Source organism: Dechloromonas denitrificans (assembly GCF_020510665.1).
Taxonomy (GTDB): Bacteria; Pseudomonadota; Gammaproteobacteria; order Burkholderiales; family Rhodocyclaceae; genus Azonexus; species Azonexus denitrificans_B.
This window is the reverse complement of record NZ_CP075187.1, coordinates 1,566,198-1,585,401: the sequence shown is the minus strand read 5'-3', so window position 1 is coordinate 1,585,401 and position 19,204 is coordinate 1,566,198. Positions and strand designations below refer to the sequence as shown.

The window sequence follows — 19,204 nt, the reverse complement described above, 5'->3', positions numbered from 1 at the left end:
AGGCGCGGATTATACGCCCGAACCCGATGGTGCCAGCCAGATCAGACTTGCCATTCGTCCGGTCACACCATCGCGGCGATAAGAAAAAAACTGCTGCGCGTCACTAACCGTGCACAAGTTGCCGCCACTGATCGACAACACACCTGCCGCATGCAATCGCTGGCGGGCCAAAAGATAAATATCTGCCAGCCACTTGCCGGGCGAACTCACGTTGAATGCTTGCGCCGCCTCGACATGATGCAAAACAAAAGCGGCGCGCACTTCATCACCCACCTCGAAACAGTCAGGGCCAATTGCCGGCCCGAACCAGGCCAGAATCTCAGAAGGGGGCACGGCCATCCTGGCCAGCGTATTTTCCAACACCCCTCCAAGCAACCCGCGCCAGCCGGCATGAGCCGCAGCAACAACGGTTCCGGCCTTGTCGCAAAACAAGACCGGCAGGCAATCGGCCGTCATGACGGCACAAACATATCCTGGCAAACGGGCATAGGCAGCATCGGCTTCGGGCAATTTTGCCCCAAAATCAGTGTCGACCGCAGTTATGCCATGCACCTGCCGCAACCAGAGGGGCTCAGCAGGCAAACGGTTACGCAATATCGCCCGATTTTCGGCGACATGCGCCGGCGCATCACCAACGTGATCGCCAAGATTCAGCGTCATCCAGGGGGCTTCGCTCACCCCACCCAGCCGGGTTGTCTGCAATGCGCAGACATTAACCGGTGCCGGCCAGTCGGGGATTAGAAAATCAGCCATAACGCAGGGTATCGAGCAGATTGCGCATATCTTCAGGCATCGGCACTTCCCATTGCACTTTCAACCCGGTCAGCGGATGCACCAGGCCCAGGCGGGTTGCATGCAAAGCTTGCCGGTGAAACGCCGGCAAGCGTGGATTTGGCTTGCCATAGACCTGATCACCCACCAGCGGATGACCGATGGAGGCCATGTGCACGCGAATCTGGTGCGTCCGGCCCGTTTCAAGCGAGCACTCGACGTAGGTACAGTAAGGGAAGTTTTCCATGACCCGGAACCACGTCAAGGCTGGCTTTCCGCCACGATTCTCGGGCACGACCGCCATTTTGGTCCGTTGCACAGGGTGCCGGCCAATCGATGAGTCGATACCGCCATCACGCTTGATGACGCCTGCAGCAATCGCCTGATACTGCCGACGCACAGTACGTGCCTGAAGCTGCCGCACCAGGTCGGTCTGTGCCTCCAGTGTTTTGGCAACCACCAGCAAACCGCTCGTTTCCTTGTCGAGCCGATGCACGATACCGGCTCGTGGCACCTCGGCCAGCGCGGGCGCATGATGCAGCAAGGCATTCATCATCGTTCCGCTCCAGTTACCGCTTCCCGGATGCACCACCAGCCCGGCGGGCTTGTTGATGACGAGCAGGGTTTCATCTTCGAAAACAATGTTTAAGGGAATATCTTCCGGCTGCTCGGCACTTGTCCGGGCATCATGCGGTTCGTTGATGGTCAGCCGTTCGCCACCGAGCAATTTACGCTTCGGCTCGGCTTCCAGCTTGCCGTCAACTTCGACGCAACCTTCCCGCACCCAAGCCTGCAAGCGGTTACGTGAGTGCTGCGGCAAAAGCTCAGCCAGTACTTGATCGAGACGACGGCCATAAGACGCGTCAGGAACCGTCAGATGGAGCGGCTCAGTTCGGCTATAATCGCCGGAATCTTCAATAGGATCGTTCATGATGCGAAGTTTACCCGCATTCCAGTCATTCCCGGCCCACTTCCGTGGCTTGCTGGCAATTTTCATTGCAATACTGATTTCCGGTTGCGGCCTTCTTCCGGCCGAACAGGACCTGACTACAGGTTGGTCGGCTGCAAAACTCTATGCTGAATCCAAGGAGGCACAATCCGATGGCACTTGGGATAAGGCTGCCAAGTACCTTGAAAAACTTGAGGCGCGCTATCCCTATGGCCGATATGCCCAGCAAGCACAACTGGAATTAGGCTATGTCTATTGGAAAGGCAATGAGCCGGCCTCTGCCCTGGCAGCCTGTGATCGCTTCATCAAGCTGCATCCGAACCATCCATCGGTCGACTACGTGTATTACCTCAAGGGTCTGATTAATTTCAATGAAGATCTCGGCCTGATGGGCTACATCAGCACTCAAGATCCTGCCGAACGCGACCCCAAGGCGGCACGCGAAGCGTTTGATGCCTTGCGCGAACTGGCCACCCGTTTCCCGCAAAGCAAATACACACCGGATGCGCTCAAACGCCTGAATTACCTGGTCAACTCAATGGCAGCCCAGGAAGTCAATGTAGCCCGCTACTACGCCCGCCGCGGTGCGTATATTGCTGCTGCCAACCGGGCGCAACAAGCCATCAAGACTTATCCGCAAGCTCCGTCGATCGAAGAGGCAATGTTCATCCTGGTCACCTCCTACGACAAACTGGCGATGAATGACCTGCGCGACGATGCTGATCGCGTCATGCGCCAGAACTACCCGACCAGCCGCTATTACAAGGATGGCCTGGAACGCAAGGTTCCGTGGTGGCAGCTCTGGTAATCAGCCGCCCTGTTTGATCGCCAGCACAGCCTGGTTACGCAAGGTGCGCAACAGGGACAATTCCTTCTCGGGAATTGAAATCCCGCTAGGCTCATCCCGGTCGGCATAAATCAGTGCCACCGGGCTTCCCTTGATGTTCAGGGGAAGCAGAATAAAAGAATGCGCCGGGACAGCCTTCCGGTACCAATCAGGAATTCGTTCTGCAATTTTTGGGTCGTTGATATCGCTGATCAGGATATCAACCCCTTTCGATGTCGCCGCATGGAAAATATCCGGCGTAAAAGTCAGCGGAAAACGGAATGCCTTGGCAATTTCATTGGCTTCCGGGCCGAAACCGAATCGGCCCTGCATGCAACCGGCCTTGGCATCGCGAATACAAAGCACAACACGCTTGAAGCCCATTGCCCGGTACATCGTCTCCAGAATGATGCGCAGGATATCGTTCAGCTTGTAGCCTTCGACCAAGGTATTGCTGATGTCCTGGATGCCTGCGGTCAACACGGCCTGGGCATCGATTTTCGGCACGCCATCAGCGTCGACGCTCTCCACCATGGCAGCCAGCGGGTCACTTTCACCTAGCAGTGTCCCGATCATCGAATCAGTGCCGACATCGGCCTTCACCGGAGCGGCGCCGCTCTGGGCGAACAGGCGCATTTGCTTGCCGAAAGTGGTTTGCCCAAGATTCAAGTGAATGATGCGAGCAAAATCGGCAGCCTCTTCAACCGCACGCCGAACCGTCTGCTCGATTTCACGCTGATCGAGCGACACGGCATTGGCGAAACGGGCCATCAGCTTCTTCATTTCCCGGTCACGCGCATCGGGTGTCGCCTGGGCAATCACCGAACACAATTCATTGGACATGCTCGACAGGACACGCAAGCGATCTTCCTGGCTGACCGGCTTTTTCAGTTCGCCATCAGGCAAGCGCCGCAGGGTACCGACGATCAACGGCGGAAAGCCCCACTGCCGGGCAATGGCAATGCCCATATCCTCATATGAAATCCCCAGCACCTGCAAAGCGGCCTTGTCCTCACTGCAGTTCTTCTGGGCCATCACCCGCCGGACTTCGTCACTTTCTTCCGGGAAATAAAACTGCGAAAGCAACCGTCCAAGACTGTGGAACAGGGAGCAGATAAACGTCTGCTCCAGATCGCGCATCTGGGCAACGGCGCTGATATCCTTGGCCAGGATGCCGGCCAGGTTGGCGCGCAGAAAATCTTCTTTCAGTTGATTGGCATTTGCCTTGTTCTGCAAGTGCTCGAACAGCAGGACGGTGATGGCGATATTGCGCACGGCCTCAAAACCCAGGACGACAACTGCGCGCGAAACTGTGCTGATATTGCCTCCCCCTGCCGGCCGAAAGTAAGCCGAATTGACCAAGCGCAACAATTTGTTGGTCAGGGCAAAATCCTTGAGGATGGAATTTGAAAGCTTGTTGATGCTTTCCGTTTCACTGTTGGCGATCTTGTTGATCGCGCTGACCGATTCCGACAAGGCTGGGAAATCGCTCTTGTGGCGCATCCGGCGCAACAGGAAATCGAGCGTTGCCTGCTTTCCCTCCCCCAGCCTGGAAGCATCCTCTTCGGGCGAAAGATAGTTGTCGAGCGCCTCGGCCAGTTGCTGTGCAGTCTGATAGCGCACCGCCGGATCGCGGGTCAATGCTTTGTACAAAACGCTGGTCAAACGCTCGTCGACCGCGACATTGCCGGGCAAGCGGAGATCGTCGTTGGCAATCCGGTGCATCACTTGGAAAAGATTGTCTCCCGCCACCGCCCGCTGGCCGGTCAGCATTTCGAAAAGCACCAGGCCGGCTGCAAAAACATCGGAACGCTCGCTAATCTCGCGCCGTTCGATATATTCGGGCGCCATGTAGGCCGGCGTCCCGGTGTATTCCCCCGCCACATCGCTCGGGCCGTCAATGCGCGCCGCGATACCGAAATCCATGACCCGCGGCACGCCGTTTTCATCGAGCAGGATATTGGACGGCTTCAGATCGCGGTGAATGATGCCTTGCTGATGCGCCTGCGACACGGCATCAAGAATCGGCCGGATGATGCTGACCGCCTTGACCGGCGAAAGCGCACCGCTATCGCGCAGGAACTCAGCCAGATTCTTGCCCGGCACATATTCAAAAACCAGATAGAGATCGCCCCCCTCTTCCCCGGCTTCAAAAATAGGCACGATATTCGGATGGTGCAGATTACTGACCATCCTTGCCTCATCCAGCAGCACTTTGTTCTGCACCGGATCGGGCCGGCTGAAATGCAGTGTCTTGATCGCAACCTGACGTTGCAACTGCGGATCGAAGCCGAGATAGACCACACTCTGGGCGCCACGCCCGAGTTCGCCGCGAACTTCAAAACGGCCGATTTTCTTGTTCATTGTGCTGTTGGTTCAATCCAGAGCAAATGTGCCACGGCATCAGAGCCACCGACTACGACTGCATTCTGCCCGTATTCCTCGCCAAGCGCACAGGCATCTTCCGGCGCGATATCGGGAATGAAACAGGTTTCCTCAGCCAGCCATGCCGGATCGTCAGCCAGATTCTCGCCGGCATAAGGTTCGTAATTGCCTTCCAGCAAATCACACTCCAGTTGTGCCTGACGTTCGGCATTCAACGTCGGATCCAGTTTTTGCGAACCGGGGTTGTAAGCTGTCACGATGGCAAATTCGCGGCAGCCATTTTCCTCCATCCAGCCCGCCAGGACCGGGCAAGGCTGCCCCAGCCGCAAGCGGACCACGCCGCCGGGCAGGTAAACCTGATAAGTCGTTGCTTTATAAAGTGCGTCCAGTTCAGTCGTCTTCGCCATCAAATTCCACCACACCAATCAATTGTTCGGATTCCGCCACCGGCAGCGCCTCGACTTCCTTCAGCTTGCGCGTCAGCTGACGCGTCCGTGTTTCAGCCTTGGCAATACTGTTGCTGGCCTCATCGAGTTTTTTCTTTGTATGCGCCAGCGCCTCGCCAAATTTGCCGAATTCAGTCTTGACCGCCCCCAGCACAGCCCAGACCTCCGCCGAACGCTGTTCGATCGCCAAAGTACGGAATCCCATTTGCAAGCTGTTCAGCATCGCGGCCAGCGTCGTCGGCCCAGCCAGGCTGATGCGCCAGTCGCGCTGCAGCGTTTCGGCAAGACCGGGACGGCGCAGAACCTCGGCATAGAGCCCCTCGACCGGCAAATAGAGCAGCGCGAAATCGGTCGTATGCGGCGGCGAGACATATTTTTCGTGAATACTGCGAGCTTCGCTTTTCAAGCGTAGCTCGATGGCCCGCGCAGCATCCTCCATGGCAGCCGGATCAACCCGATCCTGGGCTTCGAGCAAACGCTGGTAATCCTCGATCGGGAATTTGGCATCGATCGGCAACCAGACGACAGCGCCATCGCCTTTGCCCGGCAGGCGAATGGCAAAATCAACCCGTTCATTGCTCCCCGGCCGGGTCACGACATTGGCGGCAAACTGTTCGCTGGTCAGCAGTTGCTCAAGCAAGGCCGACAGTTGAACCTCGCCCCAGGTACCGCGCGTTTTAACGTTGGTCAGGACGCGCTTGAGATCACCGACCCCGGCGGCCAGCGTCTGCATTTCACCCAGACCGCGATGGACTTGCTCAAGGCGATCGCTGACCAGCTTGAACGATTCGCCGAGACGCTGTTCAAGCGTGGCATGAAGCTTTTCATCGACCGTTCGGCGCATTTCTTCGAGCTTGATCGCGTTGTCCGCCTGTATCGCGGTCAACCGGCTTTCGACGGCCAATTTCAACCGTTCGAAACGCTCATCGAGCCCGAGTGAAAAGCGATTCAGCTGACTGGCAAAGGCTTCCAGGCGCTCAGCCTGCATGGCGCCGAACTGGGCCACCTGGGTCGTTACCGTCTGGCTGAGCAAAGTGGACGATTGCGCCCGCTCCTCCCGATCATGAAAGGCTTCCTCGGCATCCTCGCGCCGGCTGCGCGCCAGTTCCTCGCGCAATTCGCGCTCCAGCCTGGCCATGCCTTTTTCCTGGGCTTCCTGCAGCAGGCGGAAGCGCAACTCATCATCCGGCCGCCGGTTGCCACGCATCAAGATCGCCATCTGCAACAGGATGGTGACGATGAGCCCGGCCAGCAGGGCCAGTCCCATGCTTTCGCTCATGACCGGCTTATCTCAGCGAGAAATCGACACGGCTGGCCTTGGCTTTTTCATCAGCCTCAACCTTCGGAGGAACAAGGAAAACACGCCCAGCCGGCACTTTGCCCTGCTCGGTCAGCCAAACCTGAACGTTCTCGGCTCGCTGCTTGGCGAGCAGCCGAATATCGTCTTCCGTCGCCGGCAAATTGGCCAACATCAGTTTTTCCATTTCCTCGACCGGCAATTCCTTCTGCATCCCGACCATATTGCGCGGCTTCGGGAACTTGGCTTCCTTGTAGGCGCGCTGCAAATAGGTTTTGTATTCCTCGGGTGCAATGTCGACATTATCGAGAGAAGCGCCCTCGCCGCTCTTCTTGATCGTATCCTTGAGCTTTTCAGCCTTCATGGCTCGCTCGATGGCAACACGCTTGACCCCTTCCTTGTCGCCTTCCGGATCGGCCCGACCAGTAATTTCGAGCTTCAAGGCATCGCGCGAGTTGAGCGCCTTGGCCAGCGTTTCGAGTTTTTTGCCGGCGGCATCGCTGATATTCGACCGGCCCGGCGCAAATTCGACATTCGACAACTCTTCGCCGTTGCCGAACATCGAACCGAGCAGCGCAAACGGCGAAGTCACGGCTTTAATGAAGAGATTGCCGATCACCTTGAGAATCAGGCCACCGACCGAGAACTGCGGATCGTCGAGCGAACCCGAAATCGGCAGATTGAGGTCAATTTCGCCCCGGTTGTTCTTGAGCAGCGAGATGGCCAGATTGACCGGCAATTTGGTGGCATCAGGGCTTTCGACCTTGTCGCCGAACGTGAATTGGTCAATGAACAGCTTGTTGTCGGCCGTCAGCTGATTGTTTTCCAGCTTGTACGCCAGGTTCAGCGAGAGCTTGCCCTTCTCGATGTTGTAGCCGGCGTATTTCCCGGCATAAGGCGAAAAGCCGACCAGATCGACGCCATTTACATCGGCTTTGATATCGAGGAAAGACTTGGCGGCCAGGGGATTCAGCTTGCCGGCAATCTGAATCGGTGCCAGGTTGGCATAACTACCGCGCAAATCCATATCGGCCACGCTGTCAGCCGATGACGACAGGCCGGTAACACGTCCGCCCAGCTTGGTCAGATTGACCGTGTAATTCGGCTTGACGAAGAAATCGGAAAAATTGACCGTGCCATTTTGCAGGGTGATCTTGGCAATTTTGAGCGGCAGCGGCGCCTTGGCAGGCTCAGCCGGCACAACCGCCGGTGCGGCTTTCGTATCGGTCACCGAGACAGCCTCGGCATCCGGCTTGCGAACGATATCCTGAACATTCAACCGGCCGGCCGAGTTGAGGATCAGTCGTGAGTAAAAATCGCTCAGCGCAATTTCACCAATGTTGATCGCCATCGGATCGAGACGGAAATCAATCGCCCCCAGATAGAGAGATTTCCATTTCAGGAAATCGGCACTGTTTGCCTTGTCGACCGCGAGAAAGTCGCCCAGCGTCAGCGATCCCTTATAGGCAGCCTTGAATCCGTCCTTGTCGATCAGCGCAGTCGCTTCACCCTTGTTGGAAAGCTGGCCGCGTGTCAGGGCGATGTTCAGCTGCTCGGCAAAATAAGGTTGCAAGGACATCAGCGGAATGGCCAGTGTTTCGATCTTGAGGGCAACGTTGAGCGGCATCAGCTGAACAGCGCCATCGACATTCAGGCTGCCCTTCTTGTTCACCTTGCTCTTGAGCGACAAGGCCCCTTTTTTACCCGGTTCGTTACCGATATTTTCGGCATTCAGCGTGAAACCCTCAAGCTCATGCACTGCCGCCGGTCGAGTCGACTGATCCTCGAAACGGAAAGCCAGATCCTCGATCTTCAACTTGGCTACATTGCCGACCCACGGACGTTCATCCTGAACCTTGGCATCGGTTGCCCGAATGGTCTTGAGGACAGGCGAACTGACCCATTCGATCTTGCCAGCCTTGTTGCGCGACATGCGGGCTCGCGTCTGGGTATTGATCACCTCGGCGATATCGATGCGATGCCCCGGCAAATCGACGCGTATGCCGTGGGCAGCCATTTTGGCGACCCGGAAACGCTCGCCCAGATCGATCTGGTAAGCCACTTCGCTGAGTTCGATCGGATCGCTCAGCTTGCTATCCACCTTGCCCAGCCGGGCATGCAAGTCACGCAACTCGCCCATGACCGGCACCTGCGTCGATTCGTCTTTCCAGCGCACCAGCCCGTGATTCAACTCAAAGCCGGCCAGCGACCATTCGAGTGGCTTGCCTGTGCTTGCTGGCTTGGTATCGGCCGAAGAAGCCCCGGACCGCGCCATTTTCTCAAGCAGGCGCAGCACATTGAACTCACCTTGCCGATTGACCGACAGGGCAAGGTCGAGCCCATCCAGGGCGACATGCCTGACCGCCACTTTCTGGTTGATCAGATCGGCGTTTTCCAGATCGACATCGAGCTTTTTCCAGCCGACAAGGTGCTGCCCGTCGCGCTCATTGACGACCAGACCCGAGACATGCGCACTGCCGACCACGGAAAGGGAGAAAACCTGGTCAGCCAATTCCTTGAAAACGACCTTCAATTCGGAGTCGACCGTACCAGCAGCCAAACTGACGGGAATGCTATCCGGCAAATAAGCTTGCACGCCCGCCAGATCAAAACGATCCAGATCGAGATCCAGCTCACTTTCGTGCGAGCCGGTAAACGGCTTGCTGCGCCCCTTCAAGGCCAGTTGCGACTCGTTGATCTTGGCTGAAAAACTCGGCTCGACCAGCACTTCAGCCTGATACGGCAGGCTGGACACGAAAGGCAATGCCAGGTTGATGTCGCTGATCGTGTGAGTCTTGCCCTTGGGCTGATCGTCGAACACAATTTTGCCATTCAGCAACTGGATATTGTTTAGCGAAAAACGAGGTGTCCCGGTCTCCGGCTCATCCTTGGGTTTCATCCACTCATCGAGCAGGTCGGAAATATCGTAGCGCCCGTCGGCAACCCGTGCCACAGCCAGACGCAAGCCCTGCAGCCGAATTTCATCGACCACCGCCGCCATCTTGAAAATCGATGCGGTCGACAAATTGATGAACAACTCATCAAAACCGGCAACCTCCTTGCCGTCCCCTGCCTTGATCGACAAGCCGCTGACTTTGGCCGACAAGGCATAAGGATTGATGTCGATCCGCTCGATGCTGACATCCCGGTGCAACTCTTTCGAGAGTTGGCTGAGCAAGACCGATTTGAGCAGTGGCGGCGCGGCAAAATAGCCAAAAAGTCCAAAAACCAGCAAAAACACGCCCAGCCAACGGGCAATTTTCCGACTACGCGGTGATTTGATTGCGGCGCCGAGCATGGCGGCATTGACCGAGCCGCGTGGAGTTTGTGCTGTCATGATAATCTACCGTCGAAATTCGTCATTTCCGGCGAATTTAGCACAGACATCACCATGAAACGCGGCAGAAATACATGAAGTGGATTATTCACGACCTGAAAGAAGCGTTAGCCCAACTCAAACGCAAGGAAACCTGGCTGGTCATCACGCTTCTCGTCGGTTTCGGGATCATTACCTACACGATTCTTCAATTCGCCCTGAAAACAGACTCGGTGCTGATGTATCTGCGCCATACCGCATCGGCTTGCCGGCAATTATCAAACGGGCCGATCATTTTCCTGTTTTGCGGCATGATCTTTTTTGTTTTCTCTTGCGCCATTACCTTTGGCGAAGTTCAACGCTATTTCCATTTCAAGCAACGAGGCGGTCACTTCCAGGCAAGCCAGTCTTTCCGAGCCGCCTTTTTCTGGCTGGCCGTTGCGATTGCCATTTCGACTGCCGGCCTGCTCTTTTTCAATGAGTACTGTCGCTGATACCGACCCGACACATCGCCTAACGATATTCGAGCAATCCCATGGCTACAAGACGCACCTCCATAATGATCGTCGACGACAACGACATGATGCGCAGCATTCTGCGCAGCATCTTGCGCGGCGAGGAATACGACGTAATCGGGGAAGCGCGCAATGGCAGCATTGCCGTCGAAATGGCCGAAAGAATCAAACCCGACATCATTTGCCTGGATGTCGTGATGCCGGAAAAGGACGGCCTTGAAGCATTGTGCGAAATCAAGGCTGCACGCCCTGAAACGGAAATCGTCATGGTGACCAGCAACGCCGACCCCGAGACCGTTCAGGAGGCGATTCAGAATGGCGCCAGCGGTTTCATCATCAAGCCATTCAATGCGGCACGCGTACTCGACACCCTTGAAAAAGTCGCCGCTCGCTGCCGCAAATAAGGCTGCGCCCTAGAAAACGTTCCGCCAGCCGCGAATGGCTGCGAAAACAGCTGTTTTTGAGCGGTCGACCGCAGCATCCCGGGACAATGCCGCTTCAATCACCGGCAACTCGGCGCAACGCAAAAACGGATTACTTGCTTTCTCTTCGGCCAACGATGAAGGCACGCTCGATTTGCCAGCCGACCTCATCTCGGCAACGCGTTGCACACGCGCCCGAATTTGAAGATTCTCCGGCTCGACCGCCTGCGCAAAGCGCAGATTGGCTTCGGTGTATTCGTGGGCGCAGTAAATCTGCGTCTCATCCGGCAAGCCGGCGATCTTGTCCAGCGACGCTGCCATTTGTGCCGGCGTCCCTTCGAACAGCCGTCCACAACCTGCGCCGAACAGCGTGTCGCCACAAAACAAGACGCCGGGTGCGTAGTATGCAAGGTGTCCGAGCGTATGGCCGGGAACAGCCATGACGCTGACCGCCTGACCCAGCACCGAGATCGTCTCGCCGCCACTCAAGGGGCTTGTGCAGCCTGTGATAGACTCGCTGCCGGGTGCGAATACCGTGGGATGCCAGCGTTCGGCCAAGGCGGCAATACCGCCCTGATGATCGGCGTGATGGTGAGTGATCAGGATGCTTTCCAGCACCAGCCCTGCAGCCTCCAGGCGGGCAATCACCGGGGCCGGATCGCCAGGATCGACGACCGCAGCACGCTGGCCAAGGGTCAGCAACCAGATGTAATTGTCCTTGAATGCAGGAATGAGCGATATCGTAAACATGCCGGAACTATCGAGCCAGGGGCGCCGGATGTCAATTCCCGGATTTGAAAGATGGCTGGGCAGCGCCCAGGGAAACTATGTGCTCGATTGGGAGCAAGCGACGCTCGATGCGACGGTCGCCGATGTCTTCGGCTTCAACGCCTTGCAGCTCGGCCTGCCGCAATTCGACTTTCTGCGTGCCAACCGCATACCACTGCGCCAGAAAGCGGGTCCTGCAGGTGCCGTCGATACTTTTTGCGAATTCGACGCCCTGCCCTTTGCATCGCACAGCATAGATCTCGCCATCCTGCCCCATGTCCTGGAATTCCACGATGACCCGCACGGCATCCTGCGCGAAATCGAGCGCATGCTGATTCCCGAGGGACAGATCATCATCACCGGTTTCAACCCGCTCTCGCTATGGGGCTTGAACAATCGGCTGAACCGCTCCGGCGAATACCCCTGGAATGGAAGCTACTTGTCGATCCAGCGCCTGAAGGACTGGCTGAAACTGCTCGATTTCGAGGTCGACCGCATCACGCTGGGTTGCTACGCCCCACCTTTTTCTCAACACAAATGGCTGCAACGCAGCCATTTCATCGAAACAGCCGGGCAACGCTGGTGGCGCTTTTCCGGTGGCGTCTATTTATTGCGCGCCATCAAACGGACACATGCCATGCGGCTGATCACCCCAGCCTGGCGAAAATCACGGGTCGGCGCCAAGGCGCTGCGCCCGGTTGCACACAAGGAAGGCCATGGCCACTGAAGAAATGATCGAAATTTTCACCGACGGCGCCTGCAAGGGCAACCCCGGCCCCGGCGGCTGGGGAGCCATCCTGCGCGTCGGGCAGCACGAGAAGGAAATGTGGGGCGGAGAAAAGGAAACCACCAACAACCGGATGGAGCTGATGGCTGCCATTCGCGCCATTGAAGCGCTCAAGCGCCCGGTTGCCGGCAAGATTTACACCGACTCGCAATATGTCCTGAAAGGGATCAGCGAGTGGATACATGGCTGGAAGCGGAACGGCTGGAAAACAGCGGACAAGAAGCCGGTCAAGAATGCTGACCTGTGGCAATTACTCGATGCAAAGACCAAGCTGCACAAACTCGAATGGATCTGGGTCAAGGGCCATGCCGGCCACCCGGAAAATGAACGCGCCGATGCACTCGCCAACCGCGGCATCGAAGAACTGAAAAACAAGGAAGCGGCATGAGACAGATTGTTCTCGATACCGAAACCACCGGCCTTGACCCTCGTTCGGGCCACCGCATTATTGAAATTGCCTGTATCGAGATGGAAAATCGCCGTCTGACCGGCCGCCATCTGCATAAATACGTCAATCCGGAACGCGAGATCGATGAAGGCGCCCAGGCAGTACACGGTATTTCGCTCGAGTTTCTCGCCGACAAACCAAAATTTGCCGATATCGTTGATGAATTCCTTGAATTCATCAACGGTGGGGAATTAGTCATCCATAACGCCCCTTTCGACATCGGCTTCCTCAATGCCGAACTGCGTCGCCTCGATCGGGTGCCGGTTGAAACCGTTTGCAACGGCGTGGTCGATACGCTGCGCATGGCCAAGGATCTGCACCCGGGCAAGCGGAACAGCCTCGATGCGCTGTGCGAACGCTACGAAATCGATAATTCGACACGCACCCTGCACGGCGCCCTGCTGGATACCGAATTGCTGGCCGACGTTTTCCTGGCCATGACGCGCGGCCAGAACTCGCTGATGATCGAACCGGATTCAGCCCCCCGCCCCCAACTCGGCAAAGGCGGCCTGAAGATCGAGCGTAAACCGCTCCTTGTGCGCCGAGCCAGCGACGAAGAGCTCGTCGACCACCAGCGGGTTCTTGCTGCGATCGACAAGGAATCCAAAGGCGCCTGCATTTGGCTGCCGAAACCCGAAACGGCAGCCTGAGCCATGGTCCCGCTCTCGCTACTGATCTGGATTGCGCTCGAAACCGCGCTCTACCTGGCCATTGCCCGACTCGGCCTGCAGGCCGACTGGGCTTATGCCGCAGCTGGAGCAGTCGGCGGGATACTCGGCATGCGGGCCGGCATTGTCGCCATTACCTGGATGTTCGGCATGGCCTTTGCCTCGCCCGCCCCGCGGCTTGGCGCAGGACAGACCGCTCGCCTGATGCTTGAGGAATATCTCGCCTTCCTGTTCACTTTCATCATTGTTTTACCGTTTGAGCGTTTGTGGATGCCGGCTGATCGCCCACGTGCCGGCCAAGAACCAATCCTGCTGGTACACGGCTATGGATGCAGCCGAGGTGTCTGGTGGCTGCTGCGTCGACGGCTTGAAGCCGCCGGCCACAGCGTTGCCAGTCTGAGCCTGACGCCCCCCTATGCTTCGATGGGCAAGCTGGAACCGCTGCTCAATGCCCGTATCGAAGCGCTCTGCAAGGCCACCGGCAGCCCGCAGGTTCAACTGCTGGCGCACAGCATGGGCGGCCTGATTTGTCGTTCCTACCTCGCCCGGCATGGCCGCGATCGAGTCAGCCGCCTGCTGACGCTCGCCACACCGCACCATGGAACTGAACTCGCCCGTCTCGGTTTCGGCCGCAATGCACGTGAAATGGAAGCCGGTTCGCTGTGGTTGAGCGACATGGCCGGCGAGCCGCTCAATGTGCCGACAATCAGTCTGCGCAATGCCTACGACAATTACATCATGCCGCAGGATAACCAGCGCCTGGCTGGCGCACGCGACATCGAACTGCCGCCGGTCGGTCATCTGGCGATGCTCTACGACCGGCAAGTCGCAGCCCTTCTGATTGACTGCTGTACCGAAGGAAAAAAGACCCAATGAACATTCCCGCTGCCACACGTACCCAAGCCGAAGATCTGCTGACTTTTATCGATGCCAGCCCCAGTCCCTGGCATGCCGTGCAAACCTGCGAACAGCGCCTGCTGGCTTCCGGTTTTTGCCGTCTGGACGAAGTCGACCGCTGGCAACTTACCCCCGGCGGCCGTTACTTCGTCATCCGTGGCGGCTCGTCGATCATCGCCTTCATCATCGGCCACCAACCAGCAGCCGAAACCGGCCTGCGCCTGATCGGCGCCCACACCGATTCGCCCGGCCTGCGCATCAAGCCCAAGCCGGCGGAAGACGCTGCCGGCATGATCCGGCTGGGGGTCGAAGTCTATGGCGGTCCGATTCTCGCCACGTTTGCCGATCGTGACCTGTCGCTTGCCGGGCGCGTCAATGTCCGCACGGCCGAGGGCTTTACAACCCATCTCGTACGATTTGACGAAGCCCTGCTGCGCCTGCCCAATCTCGCCATTCACATGAATCGCGACGTCAACGAAAGCGGTCTCAAATTCAACAAACAGACCGAACTCCCCCTTATTCTCGGTGTTGCCGACGGGAACAAGGCAGATGATCGCTTCCGCCAGCCGATTGCCGACGCACTCGGTGTCTCCCCACAGGATTTGCTGACTTGGGAGCTGAATGCCTACGACACGCAAAAAGGCGCTTTTTGGGGCGTCGACCGCGAATTCGTGGCCGACAGCCAACTCGACAACCTGGCCTCCTGCCACGCCGCACTGAGCGCCCTGCTTGCCACGAAAAACCCCGCAGCCAGCTGCATCTGCGCCTTTTTCGATCACGAGGAAGTCGGCAGTGAAAGTGCCGGCGGCGCCAGCGGCAGTTTCGCCGGCGATGTCATCAGTCGTATTGCGGGCTGCGCCGGACTGGATGCCGAAGATCAGCGCCGCATGCTGGCACGCAGTTTTTTCATCAGCGCCGATATGGCACACGCCTGGAACCCGAATTTCCCGGGCGCTTACGAACCCTGCCACCGTGCCACGGTCAACGCCGGCCCGGTCATCAAAACCAACGCCAACCAGCGCTACAGCACCAACGCCGATACCGCCGCACGCTTCATGGCAATTTGCGCCAAAGCCGGTGTTCCCTGCCAGCAGTATGCACACCGTACGGACCTTGGCTGCGGCAGCACGATCGGACCGATTCTCGCGGCACAACTGGGCATCCCCAGCGTCGATGTCGGTGCCCCGATGTGGTCGATGCACAGCATTCGCGAAAGTGCCGGCGTACTTGATCATGGCTACATGATTGCAGCCATGACGACAGCACTGGCGGACTGAAATGATGCGTGATCTGCTTACTTTTCTGGTCGGTTCAGCCATTCTGCTCTGGCTGTCGCGCAAGGCCATCGTCAAACCGGGTCGGCATGGTTTCTACCGTTTTTTCGCCTGGGAGGGCATCCTGGCCCTGCTAGTTCTCAATCATGAACCCTGGGGAGAATCTCCACTCTCGCCCCACCAGATAGTTTCCTGGCTGCTGATGCTCGGCAGCATTCTCCTGGTCGCCCACGGCTACGCCGTTCTGAAAGAAGAAGGCAAGGCCGGAGAACAACGCGAGGACACGGCACTCTACGATTTTGAAAAAACGACCAAGCTGGTCGATTGCGGCGTCTTTGCCTACATCCGCCACCCGATGTACGCCTCGCTGCTGGCGCTGGCCTGGGGCGCTTTTTTTCAGGACCCGGGCTGGGCTGGCGGTGCCATTGCCAGCCTGACCTCGTTTTTCCTGTTTCTCACCGCCAAGGCTGACGAACAGGAATGCCTGCAATTTTTCGGTCCTGCCTACGCTGACTACATGAAGCGTACCCGGATGTTTCTTCCCTGGCTTATTTAGCCTCGCCCTGCGGCACCTCGAATTTGGTGCCCATCATTTCATTGCAGGTTGCCCGACCAAAGGTTTCGGCCTTTTTCGGGCTGGAAATCTGGGGCTCATCGTAAATTCGCTTGATCACGTAATTGGTGATACGCGCTCCATCGCCGCCATCTTCGACAAAGACCTTGGCCGGACGACCTTTTTCACGATCGTAGTAGGACTGCAGGGCAAAATCGCGCACCCGCTCGCAAAAACGGATTTTCTGGGCATCCGGCATGCTGTCATCGATTTTCCCGGCATGGGCATGTGGCCAGGCACTCTGCGCCACCAGCAAAGTGCAAGCAATCAGACTCAAACGCTTCATTCTCCGGTCTCCTGAATCGAGGTCAGATAAGCCAGCACATCCTGGATATCGTCAGCCTTCAACTGGGTGAGCAAACCGCCCGTTCCTTCCTCGTCGTGCGGACGATCGCCCTTGAGGTAAAGGTCAATCTGCCGTTTGAGGTAGTTGGAGTATTGCCCAACGAGCATCGGGAACATGCCCCGGCCCTTGCCGGCCTTGCCATGACAAGCCGCACACTGCTTCTGGTAGATTTTTTCACCATGCTCGATATTGCCCTCGACGCGCGGCACGATCATTACCTTGTCGACCATCTGCAAGCGGGTCAGCGCATCTTCATGGCCGGCGAAGGTCGGCATCTTGGTCGATAGTTCGATGCCGGAAAGATAGGCGGAAATGTCACGGATATCTTCATCGGACAATTCGCGTTCCTGGGTGTAGGGATACATCGGAATGTTGATCCGCGTCCGCGCCCGGAAGCTCTTCAACTGGCTTGCCAGATAGCCGGGACGCTGCCCGGCAATACGCGGATATTCTCCCTTTTTGCCGCCGGCCCCCTGGTCGCCGTGGCACGCCGCACAGGTTCCATTGATTTCCTTGCCTTTTTCGAGGTCGACCGCAGCAGCCGGCAAGCCGAATAGCAAGCCCGCGCAAAGCACAGGGAAAAGTAAACGAAAACGCATGCGACACCACTCCAGAATCCGATGCGACGAATTGTCGCACGCTGTTAGCAACAGAAAATTGACTCAAATCACGCATAATTCGCCCCATGCCATTTATCTCCTGCACCGCCGACGGCACCGACCATCTGGCCAACTTGCGTCGCCTGGTCGCCAGCCGATGGGTTGTTCTCGCCAGCATGGCGCTGCTCGTGATGATCGTTCCCGGCGCACTGAACATCCCACTGCCACAATGGCCGTTGCTCGCCATTGTTTCTGTCGCAGCCGTCCTCAACAGCATGATCCAGTGGCGCGTCCTCAAGGCAGGCAGCGCAACACCCGGCGAGTTGTTTTCCCAGTTGCTGCTGGATATCGGCGCCCTGAGCGCGATTGTTTTCTTTAGTGGCGGAGCAACGAATCCACTGGTTTCCCTCCTTCTGCCGCCGGTCGCCATTGCGGCACTGACCCTGCCGGTGCGTTGCGTCATGGCCATCGGCGCTATCGCCGTCGGCAGTTACTCCGCGCTGATGGTCTATTACATCCCCCTGGCCATGCCGGATGCGACCCGGGCAACCCGATTGCATCTGGTTGGCATGTGGCTGACCTTTTCGGTTTCGGCACTGATGATTGCGTGGTTTGTCGTTCGCATGACACGCCTGATTCGACAGCGCGACGCCGAGCTGGCCACTGCCCGCGAACAAGCCCTGCGCGACGAGCGCATCACGGCCATGGGAACGCTGGCCGCAGGAGCTGCCCATGAACTCGGCACACCGCTCGCCACCATGTCGCTGATTGCCGGCGAACTGATCCACGACAACTCGCTTTCCGAGGCTTGCCGTGAAGATATTGCCCTGCTCCGCCAGCAAATCGCCACTTGCAAGCAGATCATCACCGGCCTGTCGCGTAAAGCAGGCGCCGAACGACTGGAAAATGCCCATTTCCAGCCGGTCGACCGCTGGATCAATGGCCTGCGCCAGCAGTGGCACGCCACCCGGCCAAATGCCAGCAGCCGCATGACCCTCGCCAGCGACGGCCCGGCCCCTGAAATATTTGCCGATCCACGGCTCGAACAAGCTCTTCTCAACCTCTTGAACAATGGCGCAAATGCAAGCGATGAACCGCTTGAAATCCGGCTCGGCTGGTCGCCTGGCAGCTTGACTATTGATATTTGCGACCACGGCCCCGGCTTTCCGGATGCCGTTCTAAAAAATGGCGGGCATACCAGCTTCCCTGCACACGAAAGCGGAAGCGGTATTGGCTTGATGCTGACCAGCACGGCCATCCAGCAGTTGGGCGGCCAATTGACCCTGAGCAACCTCAAAGATGGCGGCGCACTTGCCCGCATCGAATTACCGCAGGCAAACCAATGAATGACCTCACCCTGGTAATCGACGATGACCCCAGTTTCAACGCCATCCTGGTACGCACGATGGAACGCAGGGGATACCCGGCCCGCGGCGTTCTGGACGCGGCCGAAGCATTGCAGGTTGCACGTGAATCGGGTGCCCGGCGCATCATTCTCGATCTGAATCTCAACGGCAGTTCCGGCCTGGCCCTGATCCCGGCATTACTCGGCATCAATCCCGACTGTCGCATCATTGTGCTGACCGGTTATGCCAGCATCACAACCGCAGTCGACGCAGTCAAGCTCGGTGCGATCCAGTATCTCGCCAAGCCGGTTGAAATCGAAGCCATCCTGGGGGCATTCGAAGACGATGATATGCCAGATTTCGACCTTCCTGTTTCCGATGAACCTCTTTCGATCGACCGGCTTGAATGGGAGCACATCCAGCGCGTGCTCAACGAGAATGAAGGCAATATTTCAGCAACGGCCCGCGCCCTGAAAATGCATCGCCGCACATTGCAGCGCAAGTTATCGAAACGGCCGGTCAAGACCTGAA

The 19,204-nt window shown here is 57.7% G+C and carries 20 protein-coding genes; 11 read left to right on the top strand and 9 right to left on the bottom strand.

Annotated elements, in window-relative coordinates; translation table 11 throughout:
• Positions 1-9: 9 nt before the first annotated feature.
• Both pgeF and rluD read right to left on the bottom strand, forming a co-directional pair.
• Complete coding sequence (gene pgeF, locus KI614_RS07340; RefSeq protein ID WP_226408943.1) at positions 10-753, bottom strand: peptidoglycan editing factor PgeF; 744 nt, start codon at positions 751-753, stop codon at positions 10-12.
• A complete protein-coding gene (rluD, locus tag KI614_RS07335; protein WP_226408941.1) occupies positions 746-1,702 on the bottom strand; it encodes a 23S rRNA pseudouridine(1911/1915/1917) synthase RluD in 957 nt (318 codons plus the stop codon). Before rluD ends, pgeF begins: the two co-directional genes overlap by 8 nt.
• On the opposite strand from rluD, the gene KI614_RS07330 reads away from it, so the two are divergent.
• A complete protein-coding gene (locus KI614_RS07330) occupies positions 1,701-2,528 on the top strand; it encodes an outer membrane protein assembly factor BamD (RefSeq protein WP_226408939.1) in 828 nt (275 codons plus the stop codon). The two genes, rluD and KI614_RS07330, sit on opposite strands and share 2 nt — an antisense overlap.
• Here the strand turns inward: KI614_RS07330 and KI614_RS07325 are convergent, their stop codons facing one another.
• The 4 genes from KI614_RS07325 to KI614_RS07310 are packed head-to-tail and all read right to left on the bottom strand — an operon-like array spanning position 2,529 to position 10,011.
• Positions 2,529-4,910 carry a serine/threonine protein kinase gene (locus tag KI614_RS07325; protein WP_226408937.1) on the bottom strand — a complete coding sequence of 794 codons (2,382 nt, stop codon included), beginning with the start codon at positions 4,908-4,910 and terminating at the stop codon, positions 2,529-2,531.
• On the bottom strand, positions 4,907-5,338 hold the full coding sequence (locus KI614_RS07320; protein ID WP_226408935.1) for a DUF3293 domain-containing protein: 432 nt from the start codon (positions 5,336-5,338) through the stop codon (positions 4,907-4,909). The genes KI614_RS07325 and KI614_RS07320 overlap by 4 nt, the downstream gene beginning before the upstream one ends.
• The gene (locus tag KI614_RS07315) at positions 5,322-6,656 is read right to left on the bottom strand and encodes a DNA recombination protein RmuC (protein ID WP_226408933.1); all 1,335 of its coding nucleotides are present in this window, start codon (positions 6,654-6,656) and stop codon (positions 5,322-5,324) included. The genes KI614_RS07320 and KI614_RS07315 overlap by 17 nt, the downstream gene beginning before the upstream one ends.
• Positions 6,657-6,663: 7 nt before the next feature.
• The gene (locus KI614_RS07310; protein WP_226408931.1) at positions 6,664-10,011 is read right to left on the bottom strand and encodes a DUF748 domain-containing protein; all 3,348 of its coding nucleotides are present in this window, start codon (positions 10,009-10,011) and stop codon (positions 6,664-6,666) included.
• A 74-nt stretch (positions 10,012-10,085) separates the two neighbouring features.
• Between KI614_RS07310 and KI614_RS07305 the strand changes: the two genes are divergently transcribed.
• Both KI614_RS07305 and KI614_RS07300 read left to right on the top strand, forming a co-directional pair.
• The gene (locus KI614_RS07305; RefSeq protein WP_226408929.1) at positions 10,086-10,484 is read left to right on the top strand and encodes a hypothetical protein; all 399 of its coding nucleotides are present in this window, start codon (positions 10,086-10,088) and stop codon (positions 10,482-10,484) included.
• A 65-nt stretch (positions 10,485-10,549) separates the two neighbouring features.
• The gene (locus tag KI614_RS07300) at positions 10,550-10,909 is read left to right on the top strand and encodes a response regulator (RefSeq protein WP_264178115.1); all 360 of its coding nucleotides are present in this window, start codon (positions 10,550-10,552) and stop codon (positions 10,907-10,909) included.
• Positions 10,910-10,918: 9 nt separating this feature from the next.
• On the opposite strand, the gene gloB is transcribed toward KI614_RS07300, so the two are convergent.
• Positions 10,919-11,677 carry a hydroxyacylglutathione hydrolase gene (gene gloB, locus KI614_RS07295; RefSeq protein WP_226408924.1) on the bottom strand — a complete coding sequence of 253 codons (759 nt, stop codon included), beginning with the start codon at positions 11,675-11,677 and terminating at the stop codon, positions 10,919-10,921.
• A 28-nt stretch (positions 11,678-11,705) separates the two neighbouring features.
• Between gloB and KI614_RS07290 the strand changes: the two genes are divergently transcribed.
• Genes KI614_RS07290 through KI614_RS07265 form a run of 6 tightly spaced genes read left to right on the top strand, consistent with a single transcriptional unit; the run spans position 11,706 to position 16,325 of the window.
• Positions 11,706-12,422, top strand: coding sequence for a class I SAM-dependent methyltransferase (locus KI614_RS07290; protein ID WP_226409271.1), 717 nt, complete (start codon positions 11,706-11,708; stop codon positions 12,420-12,422).
• Positions 12,412-12,870 (top strand): ribonuclease HI, encoded by a 459-nt coding sequence (gene rnhA / locus KI614_RS07285; protein WP_226408922.1) that lies wholly within the window; start codon positions 12,412-12,414, stop codon positions 12,868-12,870. The genes KI614_RS07290 and rnhA overlap by 11 nt, the downstream gene beginning before the upstream one ends.
• Positions 12,867-13,580: a DNA polymerase III subunit epsilon gene (gene dnaQ / locus KI614_RS07280; protein ID WP_226408920.1), complete on the top strand. Its 714-nt coding sequence runs from the start codon at positions 12,867-12,869 to the stop codon at positions 13,578-13,580. The genes rnhA and dnaQ overlap by 4 nt, the downstream gene beginning before the upstream one ends.
• A gap of 3 nt (positions 13,581-13,583) precedes the next feature.
• Positions 13,584-14,474: a lipase family alpha/beta hydrolase gene (locus tag KI614_RS07275; protein ID WP_226408918.1), complete on the top strand. Its 891-nt coding sequence runs from the start codon at positions 13,584-13,586 to the stop codon at positions 14,472-14,474.
• Complete coding sequence (locus KI614_RS07270) at positions 14,471-15,772, top strand: M18 family aminopeptidase (RefSeq protein ID WP_226408916.1); 1,302 nt, start codon at positions 14,471-14,473, stop codon at positions 15,770-15,772. Before KI614_RS07275 ends, KI614_RS07270 begins: the two co-directional genes overlap by 4 nt.
• Before the next feature lies 1 nt (position 15,773).
• Complete coding sequence (locus tag KI614_RS07265) at positions 15,774-16,325, top strand: methyltransferase family protein (RefSeq protein ID WP_226408914.1); 552 nt, start codon at positions 15,774-15,776, stop codon at positions 16,323-16,325.
• On the opposite strand, the gene KI614_RS07260 is transcribed toward KI614_RS07265, so the two are convergent.
• Positions 16,318-16,668, bottom strand: a complete 351-nt coding sequence (locus KI614_RS07260; RefSeq protein ID WP_226408912.1) for a hypothetical protein — start codon at positions 16,666-16,668, stop codon at positions 16,318-16,320. The two genes, KI614_RS07265 and KI614_RS07260, sit on opposite strands and share 8 nt — an antisense overlap.
• The gene (locus KI614_RS07255) at positions 16,665-17,327 is read right to left on the bottom strand and encodes a c-type cytochrome (RefSeq protein WP_226408910.1); all 663 of its coding nucleotides are present in this window, start codon (positions 17,325-17,327) and stop codon (positions 16,665-16,667) included. Before KI614_RS07255 ends, KI614_RS07260 begins: the two co-directional genes overlap by 4 nt.
• Before the next feature lie 86 nt (positions 17,328-17,413).
• On the opposite strand from KI614_RS07255, the gene KI614_RS07250 reads away from it, so the two are divergent.
• Positions 17,414-18,673, top strand: coding sequence for an ATP-binding protein (locus KI614_RS07250; RefSeq protein ID WP_226408908.1), 1,260 nt, complete (start codon positions 17,414-17,416; stop codon positions 18,671-18,673).
• The gene (locus KI614_RS07245) at positions 18,670-19,203 is read left to right on the top strand and encodes a response regulator transcription factor (protein ID WP_226408906.1); all 534 of its coding nucleotides are present in this window, start codon (positions 18,670-18,672) and stop codon (positions 19,201-19,203) included. The genes KI614_RS07250 and KI614_RS07245 overlap by 4 nt, the downstream gene beginning before the upstream one ends.
• The last annotated feature ends 1 nt before the right edge of the window (position 19,204 follow it).